At 68.6% G+C, this 12,348-nt stretch carries 15 protein-coding genes and 3 tRNA genes; 16 read left to right on the top strand and 2 right to left on the bottom strand.

The window, feature by feature from the left end; genetic code table 11:
- Window positions 1-98: 98 nt before the first annotated feature.
- A complete protein-coding gene (locus AB0J36_RS12740; protein ID WP_357134072.1) occupies window positions 99-608 on the top strand; it encodes a DUF2637 domain-containing protein in 510 nt (169 codons plus the stop codon).
- 26 nt (window positions 609-634) lie between these two features.
- Here the strand turns inward: AB0J36_RS12740 and AB0J36_RS12735 are convergent, their stop codons facing one another.
- A complete protein-coding gene (locus tag AB0J36_RS12735) occupies window positions 635-988 on the bottom strand; it encodes a hypothetical protein (RefSeq protein ID WP_357134069.1) in 354 nt (117 codons plus the stop codon).
- A 389-nt stretch (window positions 989-1,377) separates the two neighbouring features.
- Here AB0J36_RS12735 and AB0J36_RS12730 point away from each other — a divergent pair, with 389 nt between their 5' ends.
- Complete coding sequence (locus AB0J36_RS12730) at window positions 1,378-2,709, top strand: tyrosine-type recombinase/integrase (protein ID WP_357174349.1); 1,332 nt, start codon at window positions 1,378-1,380, stop codon at window positions 2,707-2,709.
- A gap of 11 nt (window positions 2,710-2,720) precedes the next feature.
- On the opposite strand, the gene AB0J36_RS12725 is transcribed toward AB0J36_RS12730, so the two are convergent.
- Window positions 2,721-3,242, bottom strand: a complete 522-nt coding sequence (locus tag AB0J36_RS12725) for a hypothetical protein (protein WP_357134064.1) — start codon at window positions 3,240-3,242, stop codon at window positions 2,721-2,723.
- Window positions 3,243-3,356: 114 nt separating this feature from the next.
- On the opposite strand from AB0J36_RS12725, the gene AB0J36_RS12720 reads away from it, so the two are divergent.
- The 14 genes from AB0J36_RS12720 to nusG all read left to right on the top strand — a co-directional run bounded on the left by AB0J36_RS12720 (window position 3,357) and on the right by nusG (window position 12,237).
- The gene (locus AB0J36_RS12720; RefSeq protein WP_357134061.1) at window positions 3,357-3,890 is read left to right on the top strand and encodes a GNAT family N-acetyltransferase; all 534 of its coding nucleotides are present in this window, start codon (window positions 3,357-3,359) and stop codon (window positions 3,888-3,890) included.
- 330 nt (window positions 3,891-4,220) lie between these two features.
- Entirely contained in the window at window positions 4,221-4,601 is a 381-nt protein-coding gene (locus AB0J36_RS12715) for a DUF6518 family protein (RefSeq protein ID WP_363660511.1), read from the top strand.
- A 289-nt stretch (window positions 4,602-4,890) separates the two neighbouring features.
- Window positions 4,891-5,079: a hypothetical protein gene (locus AB0J36_RS12710; protein WP_363660510.1), complete on the top strand. Its 189-nt coding sequence runs from the start codon at window positions 4,891-4,893 to the stop codon at window positions 5,077-5,079.
- Window positions 5,080-5,202: 123 nt separating this feature from the next.
- Complete coding sequence (locus AB0J36_RS12705) at window positions 5,203-5,412, top strand: hypothetical protein (protein WP_363660509.1); 210 nt, start codon at window positions 5,203-5,205, stop codon at window positions 5,410-5,412.
- Window positions 5,413-6,300: 888 nt separating this feature from the next.
- Window positions 6,301-6,438 (top strand): hypothetical protein, encoded by a 138-nt coding sequence (locus tag AB0J36_RS12700; protein ID WP_357134051.1) that lies wholly within the window; start codon window positions 6,301-6,303, stop codon window positions 6,436-6,438.
- Between the two features lie 104 nt (window positions 6,439-6,542).
- Window positions 6,543-9,071, top strand: a complete 2,529-nt coding sequence (locus AB0J36_RS12695) for a bifunctional diguanylate cyclase/phosphodiesterase (protein ID WP_357134049.1) — start codon at window positions 6,543-6,545, stop codon at window positions 9,069-9,071.
- A 92-nt stretch (window positions 9,072-9,163) separates the two neighbouring features.
- A tRNA-Thr gene (locus tag AB0J36_RS12690) sits at window positions 9,164-9,236 on the top strand.
- Between the two features lie 24 nt (window positions 9,237-9,260).
- Window positions 9,261-9,333, top strand: a tRNA-Met gene (locus AB0J36_RS12685).
- A gap of 132 nt (window positions 9,334-9,465) precedes the next feature.
- A complete protein-coding gene (rpmG, locus tag AB0J36_RS12680) occupies window positions 9,466-9,633 on the top strand; it encodes a 50S ribosomal protein L33 (RefSeq protein ID WP_341717669.1) in 168 nt (55 codons plus the stop codon).
- A 124-nt stretch (window positions 9,634-9,757) separates the two neighbouring features.
- A complete protein-coding gene (locus tag AB0J36_RS12675) occupies window positions 9,758-10,204 on the top strand; it encodes a MaoC family dehydratase N-terminal domain-containing protein (RefSeq protein WP_357134045.1) in 447 nt (148 codons plus the stop codon).
- A 1-nt stretch (window position 10,205) separates the two neighbouring features.
- Entirely contained in the window at window positions 10,206-10,598 is a 393-nt protein-coding gene (locus tag AB0J36_RS12670; protein ID WP_357174358.1) for a MaoC family dehydratase, read from the top strand.
- A 198-nt stretch (window positions 10,599-10,796) separates the two neighbouring features.
- Window positions 10,797-10,869 (top strand) — tRNA-Trp (locus AB0J36_RS12665).
- Between the two features lie 213 nt (window positions 10,870-11,082).
- Window positions 11,083-11,475: a preprotein translocase subunit SecE gene (gene secE, locus AB0J36_RS12660; RefSeq protein WP_357134040.1), complete on the top strand. Its 393-nt coding sequence runs from the start codon at window positions 11,083-11,085 to the stop codon at window positions 11,473-11,475.
- Between the two features lie 39 nt (window positions 11,476-11,514).
- On the top strand, window positions 11,515-12,237 hold the full coding sequence (gene nusG, locus AB0J36_RS12655) for a transcription termination/antitermination protein NusG (protein ID WP_355053308.1): 723 nt from the start codon (window positions 11,515-11,517) through the stop codon (window positions 12,235-12,237).
- The last annotated feature ends 111 nt before the right edge of the window (window positions 12,238-12,348 follow it).

Genomic DNA, 12,348 nt, shown 5'->3' with positions numbered 1-12,348 from the left:
TCCACACGCGACAGATCACACAACTTAGCGTCGCGCGGCCGTTACCGGCGCCCCTCGCGGACCCGGGTTCGAGTCGGACCGACGCATGAACCTGTTGGGTGCTGATCCTGCTCGCCATCGGCACCATGGCCGGCGCTGCGGCCTTCACCCATGTCCATGGCCTGACCGTCGCTCACGGCCAACTTGACTGGATCGGCTGGGCCAACGCCGTAGCCGTCGAGCTGATGGCCATCTACCTCGGCCTGGAGATCCGCGCCCGCCGCCAAGATGGCCGACCCGTCGGCCTGGTCGGCGTCCTCCTGATCGCGTTCGCACTGCTCTCCCTCGCCGCCCAGGTCGCCGAAGCCGAACCGTCCATCTGGGGCTGGATCGTCGCGGCCGTGCCGTCGCTGGCCTTCCTCGCCCTGGTCAAGGTCGTCCTGTCCAGCGCACCCACCACCCCGCCGGCCCCCGAGCCCGATCAGCCGCAGGGCGATTGGGACGACGAGCCGGAGACCGCCGAACCCGTGCCGCAAGCTCCGGTGATGCCGCCGGCATCAGTTGCGGTGCTGCCTCCAGCCGCTGTCGTCCAGCCCAATCGGCCCCAAGTCGTCGGGATCATCCGATGACGGCCACCCTCGCCGCCGGGTGGCGGCTACCGGAACTCGTGCACGACCTCGATCAGTCCGACGATGTGAGCGTTGAACTCGTCCAGCTCCTCGGCCGGCACCCACAGCTCCAGAATGGTCTTTCCGCCGGCCTGGCGGACCGGGTACCGACTCAGGAACTCCGACTCGACCCGGAAGCGGGTCACGTAGCCGACGCCGGACGCGGGCACGTTCCAGTCCCGGGCGATCATGACCGCGTAGTCCTCGTTCAGGACCGGGTAGAAGATCGGCTGATCCGGCAGGCGCGGCGGCCACTTCAGCCATCCGGACTCGCGGACGAGATCCAGCTCTTTCGGCCCGGTTGGGCGCCACAGCACCGTCGTACCGTCATCGCTGTTCATCTCGACCTCGCCGTTCGGATTCTTGGTGAGCCCGGGACAGTACCGGCGGACCTGCGCCCGGGACCACCGCATTCGCCTCGCTGTGGGGGTGGGCCGATGACGGCTCCCACCCTGCCCGGTCTCGAATCCGCCCCGACCCCGGCTGCTCCTCGGCCGGGGTTGCCGTAGCCGGCGGTTCATCTTGGCGCACGGCGGGCACTTGTCTTCGCGGGTCGCCGAACGGGCAGCTTCGGGTCGGCCGCTCGGCGCTCGGTCGGTGGCTCGGTGACCTGGAGCAGGACGCCGCGTGAAGAGCTACGAGGTCCAGATCTGGGAGATCGCCAAGCGCCGACCGGAAGGCTCGGCCCTGGCGGGTCCGCTGGGCGGTGAGCGGCCAACGCTTCGAAGACATGTTCCGTACCAAGGCCCTCGCGCACTCCTTCCGCGCCGAGCTGGTCCAGGCGGCCAACGCGGGGGAGCCCTTCGACCCGGCCACCGGCCGCCCGGTCCCCGAGGCCAGAACCAAGAACCCCACTACCTGGTACGCGCACAGCCGCGCGTACGTCGAGATGAAGTGGCCCCGGGCGGCGGCCAAGACCCGGCGCTCGATCGTCGAAGCGCTGACCTCGATCACGGTGACCCTGACCCGCCCGACCAAGCGGGGTCGACCGACTGACGCTCTGCTCCGCGAGGCGCTGTACCTCTACGGCCTCAACCCGCGCCGCTGGTCCGACGAGATCCCGGCCGACCACGCGGCGGCGCTGGCCTGGCTGGAAACCGCGTCGCTCCCGGTCGTCGAGCTGGACTCGCCCGCCATGGTCCGCCGAGTCCTGGACAGCCTGTGCGTACGCCTCGACGGCAAGCCCGCGGCTGCCTCCACCGTCCAGCGGAAGCGGGCCACCTTCTACAACGTCCTTGGGTACGCCGTCGAGCTGGAGCTGATCGCCTCCAACCCGGTCGACCGGGTCCAGTGGACCGCCCCCGAGGTCGCGCAGTCCATCGACCGGCGGGTGGTGGCGAACCCGGCCCAGGTCGCCACGCTGCTGGAGGCGGTGAAATCTCTCGGCAAACGCGCCGACAAGGTCACCGCCTTCTTCGGCTGCCTCTACTACGCGGGGATGCGTCCATCGGAAGCCGCGGACCTACGACGGGAAGACTGTGACCTTGCCGGCCCGGTGCGCCGACTGCGGGGCCGACTTCGACGACCTGGCGGCGGTCAAGCCTTCCCGGTCCTGCGACCACGAGAAGATCGAATACCGCTGGGGCCGCCTGGTGCTCGCCGGCACCTCCCCGCGGGCCGGCTCGCACTGGACGATGACGGCGGCTCCCACGAGCGGCGCGGACTCAAGCACCGGGGGAGGGCGGAGACTCGGACGGTCCCGATCCCGCCTCGGCTCGTCGAGCTGCTGTGCGCGCACGTCGAGAATCACGGGGTTGGCCCGGACGGTCGGTTCTTCCGGGGCCTGCACGGTGGGCCGCTCTCCGAGTCGGTCTACGACCGGTGGTGGAAGCTCGCCCGCGAGAAGGCGCTGACCGAATCGCAGGTGGCCTCGCCGCTCGTCCGGCGTCCCTACGACCTGCGGCACGCGGCGGCCTCGCTCTGGCTGAATGCCGGCGTCCCGTCGACCGAGGTAGCCCGGCGCCTGGGTCACGGCGTCGCCGTCCTGCTCCGCGTCTACGCCAACTGCATCGACGGCGGCGACGACACCATGAACGACAAGATCGGGGACGCACTCGGATGAGCGTCCGTGCTTCAGTCCGTCTCGGCGGTCGTTGCGTGGCCGAGAAGGCGCCGAGCTTCGTCGACGACGTCCGCGTCGATATCCCTGGTTGCGGTGCTGGTGTGCGGTTGCCAGTCGTGGATGGCGGCTACGAGGTCGTAGGCGTTGTCCAACGCGATCAGTTCGGCTGCCAGCGGAGTGCCGTCATAGGAGATGAATCGGTATGCCCAAGAGGTGAGATCACGGGGCGCGATGGTCTGTGCGAGCAGTCGCCGGGCCATGATTCGGAGGGCTTCCTCCCCGCTCTCTCGGCTTCCCTCACCGTAGTAATCCAGAGAGAGTTCCGACAGTGCGCCTTCGAGCCAACGCCGCAGATCGTCATTCTCCTCGCCCTTCACAGGCGAGATGCCGGCGAGGATCCCGAGAGTCGGGCTGTCTATACCCGCGGTGAGGCAGTCGCAGGCGGCTTCGATCACCTGGGCCGCGGTGCCGGAACCGACGCTCCAGAAGACAGCGGCGTCCTGGAGTCGGGCGAGAGCGTCCTCTTTAAGCATCGGGACATGGTCCGCCGTCGAGTTGGCGTTGTCTCAGAGTTATCCAGCCGCGGGGATCGATGTACTCAGCGTCCGACTCCTTGGATGAGTGAGGGACTGGTGGAGGATGACGCGATGAGTACCGAGTCCGGCGAGGCGCTGGCCAGGACCCAACGTCTCGTGCTGCGGGAGGTCCGATCGTCTGACCTGCCGGTGCTTGAGCGGATGTGGCAGGACCCGGTGATGCGGCGCTACCTCGGCGGCCCGGTGTCTGACGAGGTGGCGGCCGACCGGCGAATGGGTGACCACACGGGCGGGCTGATGGTGACGAGGAGTTCCGGAGAGATCGTCGGTTGGTGCCACCTCGGCCGGTACCGGACGGGGGATCTGGAACTGTCCTACGTCTTCCTGCCGGAGTGGTGGGGACGTGGCTACGCCCGAGAAGGGTGCGCTGCGGCCGTCGGCCTTGCCTTCGACCGGTTCCCGGACGCACCCCGGCTGGTCGCCGTCACACAGGAGGTGAACCTTCGATCGGTCCGGCTCCTGGAAGCCCTTGGCATGGTGCGGGTCGACACGTTCGAGGAGTTCGCCGCACGTCAGGTGATGTTCGCAGTCGACCGTCCGCAGGCAGCAAGCATGAACCTCAATTGTCCGACGGTGCCCGAATGACGGAGTTGAGGACCGTCGGCAGACGGTCGGTACGGCGTGAGGTGCTTCCCCCGGTCTTCGCGGGAGTCGCCCTGGGGGTGGCGGCGTTTGCTGCCGACCTCGTGCCGGAAGCTGTGGGCAGGGTCCTCGTGCCAGCCTTCAGCTCGGGATTCGCCTGGGGTGTGGTGGCCCTCGTCGTGAGCTACTACGCCCCGACTTTCAGATCAGCTCTTGTCGCTGGGGTCGGCACACTCGCCCTGTCGACCCTGACCTACTACGGCCTCGTTGCCTCGCTGAGTCGGCAATGGCTCAGCGATTCGGGCGCCACCACCGGACGGGCTCGGCTCCATCATGCGCGCGTCGGCCTTCTGGCTGGTTGGTTCGTTGGTTGGCGGATTGGTGCTTGGCTACCTCGCCCACGTCTTCAGGACGGGCACTACCCGCAACGCCGGCATCGCTCTCGGCGTAGCGCTCGGGCTGCTCGCCGGGGAGGCGGCCTACACCGTCCTCTTCATCGCGTTCGTCTGGGTCGGCCCCATGGATTTCTTCGTGTGGACGAGGCTGGGAGCGGCAGCGGTGCAAATTCTCCTTGCGGCTGCGGCCGCCCTCGTGGCGTTACGGCTCCGCCGGCCACCGGTCTCACCGCGGGTCTTCATGATGGCCGCTGCGGTGTCGACGGTGGCGAGCATCGCGAGTTGGCATCTCATCGAGTCGGTTCGGATGACGCTGTAGCCGCGAGGGGCGTCCTGGGGGCAAGTTCCATCCGTGGGCAGATGGTGGGCGGCTCTCTCCCGGACAGGCGATTGGACGGCAGAAACGGCAGCTCAGTGACTATGCCCAAGCCAAGATCGCGGACGCCCTGTAAATCCGTCGCGAAAGCTACAGAGGTTCGAATCCTCTACCCGCCACCAGGTGCAGACACGGCCCCTGACCAGCAGAGATGCTGATCAAGGGCCGTTGTCGTTGATCTAGCCGAGTCCGGCTGAGTCCAGCCATGTCGACAACGACAGGGTCGGCCCGGATGCGCGCTTCTTCCGGGGGCCTGCACGGCGGGCCGCCCTCCGAGTCGGTCTACGGCCGGTGGTGGAAGCTCGCCCGCGAGAAGGCGCTGACCGAATCGCAGGTCCGCCGTCTTTACGACCTGCGCCTCGCGATTGCGTCGCTCTGGCTGAATGCCGGCGCTCCGCCGACCGAGGTCGCCGGCGTCTGAGCCACGGCGTCGCCGTTCTGCTCCGCGTCTACGCCAACTGCGTCGACGAGGAGGCGACACCAGGAACGACAAGATCAGCCACGGTGCCCGTCGTGGCGCTCGACTGGTCAGAATGTTCGAGTGATGACAGGAATAGTCGGCCTCGTGCTGCTGTTGGCGCTGGCCGCCGCTGCGCTCTTCGCCCTGGTGTACGTGGCGGCGTTGCTGTGGCGGGGGTTGAGGCGTGGGGTTACCTCTCTGCCGCGTGCTCTGAAGTCCCTGACGGTCGAGCCACCTCCGGGAGGGGCCCTGAACGACTCCCGGGATGTGTGGCCGATGCCGAAGGACGACTGATCGGAGACGCTGCCAAGCCTGGCGTCGCCTTTCGAGATACCGGCTCGCCGGGCGGAGGTGCCCGGTGGTTCGCCGACCGAGTTCGTCCGGCGGTGGTGTGTGGTGGGAGCGCCACCCTTCCAGAGAATGATGCGGGCGTGTCCTCGCCAGCACCGGACCGTGACCCACCTGCCGGAGACCACCTCATCAAGGTCTGGTTCAGGTTCGTGCCGCAGGAGGGCTGCCGGCGGCCGCGGATTTCCCGGCCATCAAGGCGACCCTGCGACTCGGCGAGGCGGAGGGTTGGTGGAGCTTCGAGGTCGGTTGCGCGAGCGACAAGTGGGAAGCGGCCTGAACCCGCGGAGCCCGCGACTCCCCACGTCCTTTCTCTCGGACGTGCAGGACCCCTGGTTGTTGCTTCCTGGCCGGCTTGAGCTGCGGAAACGCGTCGCTTGAGGCGCTCGGACGTGCGTCGGGTCACCAGGATGGAATCCGACTCGGGGGCTGGCCTATTGGCGAAGACCCGGTATGGTGGTCGATGGCTGGACGCCGAACGCACGACGCGAACGCATCTCCTGGAGGCGTCACTCACAGTGACCAAGATGTCGGATCTGGTGCTCTGACGCGACAGCGCCGAATTTGTGGTGAAGGTCGTATTCGACGCTGTGTGAAGCGCTGACCTGCCCTGCACGGCCGTGATCTGCTCCGGTGCGGTGGGGGCGGTGGGCCGAACGGCGGGAAGTTACAGACGGTGGGGCCCATCGGGCTGTCCACCACTTCTCTGGCTGCCCGCACTGTGGCACGATCGTGGAACCTCCACCACCCCCACGACATTTTCCGACAGGAGCAATCATGTCTGGTCTTAGGTTGGGCCGGCTGCTTGGCTCACTTCTCACCCTCGCCGCACTCGTGAGCGGCATCGCCAGTGTTGATCTCGGCAGCAGCTCAGGGGGCGGCGCTCAGGCTGGCGACATCGTTTGGCAGACCGTGTCCACCGCCGACAAGCCCGTGCCGACGGCGCAGGCAGCTGACATCGTCTGGCAGTGAGGCGGTTGCCTCGGGGTGATCATCCTGTTTGCCCGTTCGGGTGGAAGGCACCATCGACGTAGTGACGGTATCGTGACCGCTCGGCGTCAATCCGAAGGAGCGCCATGAGCGGTCATGGTCAACCCCGGCGACGGTCATCCGAGGACGCGTGGATCATCACCGCGCCCCTCGCGCTGATCGCGGTCGTCTGTGCCACCGCCACCGGGTTGATCGCGAAGGAGCCCTTCGGCGACTGGCCCGAGGCAATGCTCCTTCTCGTCATCATGATCGTGGCGGGGTTGCCGCTGCTCAGTCTGGTGGTGCGGCGGCAGACGATCGGTGTCACGCTCACCGAGCTGCCGATGGTTCTCGCGCTGTACTTTCTGCCACCGCTGACGGTGGTGGTCATCTACACGTTGAGCTCCCTGATCACCCACACCAGGCAGCGGTTCTCGGCGCCGAAGGTGTGGTTCAACGTGGCGCGCGCCGCCGCGGGAACGTCGCTGGCTGTCCTGGTCCTCCAGGCGTTCCCTCCCATGGAGGGCGTCGGTCCGAGCACCTGGGGCAGCATCTTCGCCGCCGTGAGCATGGTGATCCTGATCAGCTACGCCAGCGTGGCGGCGGTACACACGTTGCTGCACGGTTGGCAGACCGGGCGCGGGACGTTGCGTACCGCCACGCCGGCGGTGCTCACCGCGGCGATCAACGTGTCGGTCGGCCTGATCGTGCTGATTCTGGTCCGTAGCACGTGGTGGTCGCTGCTCCTACTGGCAGCCCTCGGTGCCGGCCTTGCTCTGGTCTACCGGGCCTACGCCCAGTTCTTCCGCCAGCACCGCACCCTGACCGACCTGTACGACCTGACCCGCGCCGTGGTCGGCAGCGGGCACAGCGGCACGCTCGCCGACGCGCTGCTCGGCCGGGTCCGCGCGCTGATGCAGGTGGAGTACGCGACGCTGTGGCTGCCCGCCCAGGGAAGGCACCCCGAGACCCTGTTGACCGCGCGGGTGGACGACCCGGGCCTGCTCGACCTGGCGCTCACCCCGGCGATGATCCGCGAACGGGTCCAGGAGACCGGACGTACCGTTGCGGTGGGCCGTGGGGTGACGACCGACGGAGAGTTCCGCGCGGAGCTGGCCGAGCGGCGGATCAAGGACGCGGTGGTGGTGCCGCTGCGGTCGGGTGAGGTCGTCATCGGGACCCTCGAGGTTGCCAACCGGCTCGGCGACGGCAACAACTTCAGTTCTGCGGATATCGCGGTCTTCGAGACGGTGGCCGCGCATGCCGCGGTGGCGCTCGAGAATTCGCGTCTTGTCGACCGCCTGCGGCACGACGCGTACCACGACACCCTGACGCGGCTGCCCAACCGGCGGCGCATCACCGCCGCCCTGGACGAGTCAGTCAAGATCGGCGCGCCCGACGAGGTGGTGGCGTTGCTGCTGTTCGACGTCGACGGGTTGCAGCAGGTCAACGAGTCCCTCGGCCACGCTGCGGGGGACAAGGTGCTCGTCGAGGTCGCCAACCGACTGCGGGCGAGCGCTCCGTCGTCGGCTCTGGTCGGTCGTGCGGGCGGCGACGAGTTCCTGGTGACTCTTCGGTTGGAGAGCGCCGAGGCGGCACTCGAACTGGCCGAACAGCTGCGCGACCAGATCCGTGACGAGATGGTCTTCGACGCGCTCACCCTCGACGTGAACACCGCCGTGGGTGTGGCCGTACACCCGGAACATGGCAGCGATGCCGCGACCCTGCTGCTCCGGGTCGACCTGGCGGCGAACGCCGCCAAGTCGGTGCCGGGCAGCGTGCAGTTGTTCAACCCGGGCCTGGAGTCCCGGTCGTTGCGCCGGCTGGGTCTCGCCGGTGACCTGCGCCAGGCGTTGGACCAGGGCGAGCTGGAGGTCTACTTCCAGCCGAAGGTGACCTTGCGGGACCGGCGTCTGGTCGGTGTCGAGTGTCTGGCCCGCTGGGAGCATCCGACGCACGGCACCGTCGCTCCCGAGGACTTCGTGGCGGTGGCCGCGCACACCGGCCAGTTGAGTCGGCTCACCGAGGTGGTGCTCCGCGAAGGGCTGCGGCGCAGCCGGGACTGGGCCGAGGCGGACCAGCCGCTGCCCATCGCCGTGAACCTCGCCGCCCGCACGCTCACCGACCAGCACTTCCCGGACCGGGTGCAGGAGCTGCTGACCGAGTACCGGGTCCCGGCGCAACGCCTCACCCTGGAGATCACCGAGTCGGGGGTGCTGGACGGCACGGACCGGCCCATCCCGACGCTGCGTCGGCTCCGCGACCTCGGCGTCCGGCTGTCGGTGGACGACTTCGGCACCGGCGACTCCTCGCTGGCCCACCTGCGCCGGTTGCCGGTGCACGAGGTGAAGGTGGACCGCTCCTTCGTGCAGGGCATGGCCACCGACCCGGGGGACCTGGCGATCGTCAACGCGGTGGTGACGCTCTCCCAGCAGTTCGGTCTGGCCGTGGTCGCCGAGGGTGTGGAGAGCGAACTGACCCTGGAGCTTCTTCAGGACATCGGGTGCGAGATCGGTCAGGGCTTCCTGTTCAGTCGGCCGCTGCCGTACGAGCGACTGGCCGCCTGGTTCGGCGCTCAGGTGGACCCGGAGACGATCTCCGGCGGAGAGCTTCCACGCCTGCGTGTGGTGCCCTGAGCTGCGCAGATCCGGCCGCCGGGGATCCGATTTCACCTGCCGACCCCTGCCGTGTATTCTACTTCTGCGCGCCCCACGGGGAGATCGCGCAGGCCCCCTTAGCTCAGTCGGCAGAGCGTCTCCATGGTAAGGAGAAGGTCTACGGTTCGATTCCGTAAGGGGGCTCGAGGGTTCAGCTGGACCCACCGCGGCGGTGTAGCTCAGATGGCAGAGCAAGCGGCTCATAATCGCTGTGTCGCCGGTTCAAGTCCGGCCACCGCTACTCTCGTCTTCCGGGCTGGTTCCCGGTGGTCGTTGAGATGGGCGCCACTGGCGCCCACTTTGCATGTCCGCGCAGTCAGCGTCTAGGCTGACGCGTCGTAGTTGTTTCCGTTAGCGAGGAAGGCACTCCGCCGTGGCGAAGGCTACCGATGTCCGGCCGAAGATCACTTTGGCGTGTGTGGAGTGCAAGGAGCGCAACTACATCACGCGCAAGAATCGCCGGAACGACCCCGACCGCATCGAGATGAAGAAGTTCTGCCCGCGCGACGGCCGGCACACGGTTCACCGCGAGACCCGCTGACCGCCGGCCGGCACAGCCGGCCGTCGTCGAAGCCTTTCCAACCGCCGATCTGACCGGTCGGGCGCGGCATCGCCGCAGCCTGCCGACCAGATCGGCGGTTGTGCTTTCCGTGTAGGTTCGCGGCATGTCCCTGGACCCTTCCTTCGTCGGCCGCACGTACCCGCCGACCGCCCCCTACCAGGTGGGCCGAGAAAAGATCCGTGAGTTCGCCACGGCCATCGGCGCCACGGACGCGGCTCACCACGACCCGGCCGCGGCGCAGGCCCTGGGCCACCCGGACGTGGTCGCTCCGCCGACCTTCCCGGTGATCGTCACCATGGCCGCGACCCGTCAGATCATCGAGGACCCGGACCTGGGCGTCGACTACAGCCGGCTGGTCCACGGCGACCAGCGGTTCGCGTACAACCGGCCGGTGGTCGCGGGCGACGAGCTGGTCTGCGTCAACACCATCGAAGAGGTCAGCAACCGGGGCGGGCACGGCCTGCTCACCACCCGTACGGACGTGAGCACCGTCGCCGGGGAGCAGGTGGTCGCCGTCTGGGCCCGGTACGTCATCCGTGGAGAGGCCTGAGATGGAACTGCCAACCAAGACGTTCCGGGTGACCCGGGCGGACCTGATCCGCTACGCCGGCGCCTCGGGCGACTTCAACCCGATCCACTGGAGCGACCGGGTCGCCACGAAGGTGGGACTGCCCGGGGTCATCGCGCACGGCATGTTCACGATGGCGCTGGTCGGTCGGGCGGTCACCGAGTGGGCCGGCGCGCCCGACGCGGTGGTCGAGTACGGCGTCCGGTTCACCCGGCCGGTGGTGGTCCCCGACGACGACCAGGGGACCGAGATCGAGGTGACCGCGCGGGTCCGCGAGGTGACCGAGGACGGCCTCACCCGGCTGGACGTGACCGCGACCTGCCTGGGCGACAAAGTGCTGTCGCAGGCGCGCGCGCTCATCCGCACAGCGCGCTGAACCGAGGCCGGACGCACGCGAGAGCACGGCGGCCCGGCCCGCTGAACCGGGGGCCGCGCGGCGCGCTGGATCGGCTTCGCCACGCGTGGCGGGGAGACCGGTTGGGAAAGTCGGGCACCTACCCGTACACTGGTCCGCCGTGGGGCAAGTGACCCCTGCACGGTCGTCTGTGACCGCGTGGGGCGAGTGTTGCCGCACAGGGGTGTAGCTCAATTGGCAGAGCAGCGGTCTCCAAAACCGCAGGCTGCAGGTTCAAGTCCTGTCACCCCTGCGCCTCAGGCCTGACCGTTCCCGTGGGTCGCGCCGCCGACAAGGCGGCGTCCGGCCCGTGGTGGTGGCATCGGCGGGGTGGTTCCGAGGCAATCGGGGCTCCCGGTCGGACCACCGGCCGCGGCCCGTCGCGGGACGGTTGGGTTCGGCCGGCGTGACCAGCGCCGCGTACGCCGCCCGGCGTGCGACCCGAGATTCCGCGACGGAGGGCGAAGTGGCCGACAACAAGCGGCGCGGCGAGGACGCCGGCGACGATCGTCTCGACGATGAGATCGTCGACGACGTAGCCGACGACGACGCCACCGGCGCGGACGAGCCGGTCTCCCGGGGCGGCACCGCGACGCGGGCCCGCGCCCGGGCGGAATCGGCCGACAGCCGGCCGACCACGAGGTCGGAAACCGGTCGGGTGGGCGTGTTCGGCCGCATCGCCCGGTTCTTCCGCGAGGTCGTAGCCGAACTGCGTAAGGTCATCTGGCCGACCCGCAAGGAGTTGCTGACGTACACCGCCGTGGTGGTCACGTTCGTCGCGGTGATGCTGACGATCGTGGGCGTGCTGGACTACGGCTTCGCCAAGGCCGTGTTGTTCGTCTTCGGCAACTCGGACTGACCGGCTGTCTCCAGCCGATAGTGACGGAAGTGAGCGAGCGTGCCTGAGTACGACGAGACCGCCGGAGAAGTGGACGAGCAGTCCACGGTCGCGACGGCGGCTGGTGACGAGTCGGTTGAGGCCGCCAGCGAGCCGGAGTTCCCCACCACCGAGCCCGCGCCGGACGAGGACTACGACCCGGTCGCCGAGCTGCGGCAGAAGCTGCGTTACGCGCCGGGCGACTGGTACGTGGTGCACTCGTACGCCGGTTACGAGAACAAGGTGAAGACCAACCTCGAGACCCGGATCACGAGCCTCGACATGGAGGACTTCATCTACCAGGTCGAGGTGCCGACCCGGGAAGAGGTCGAGGTCAAGAACGGTAAGCGTTCGCAGGTCCAGGCCAAGGTCTTCCCCGGCTACATCCTGGTCCGGATGGAGCTGACCGCCGAGTCCTACTCGTGTGTCCGCAACACCCCGGGTGTGACCGGCTTCGTCGGTGCGACCGACCGGGCCGACCGGCCCGCGCCGCTGTCGCTCGACGAGGTGCTGAAGTGGCTGGCGCCGGCCGTCGAGACCGAGCAGAAGAAGGCGAAGCCGGAGATCAAGGTCCTCGACTTCGAGGTCGGCGACTCCGTTACCGTCACCGACGGCGCGTTCGCCTCGCTGCCGGCCACGATCAGTGAGATCAACGCCGACCAGCAGAAGCTCAAGGTGCTGGTGTCGATCTTCGGCCGGGAGACCCCGGTGGAGCTCAACTTCAACCAGGTCGCCAAGATCTGATGGTCGTGGGGGGGGGGGGGGGGGCCCCCCCCCCCCCCCCGGCCGCCCCCCCCCCCCCCCCCCCCCCCCCCGCCGGCGGGGGGGCGGGGGCCCCGGGGAAATAGGCCCTGT

This window comes from Micromonospora sp. NPDC049662 (genome assembly GCF_040675055.1).
GTDB lineage: Bacteria > Actinomycetota > Actinomycetes > Mycobacteriales > Micromonosporaceae > Micromonospora.
The sequence above is the reverse complement of the archived record's forward strand: the minus strand, read 5'-3'. Positions and strand labels throughout refer to the sequence as shown.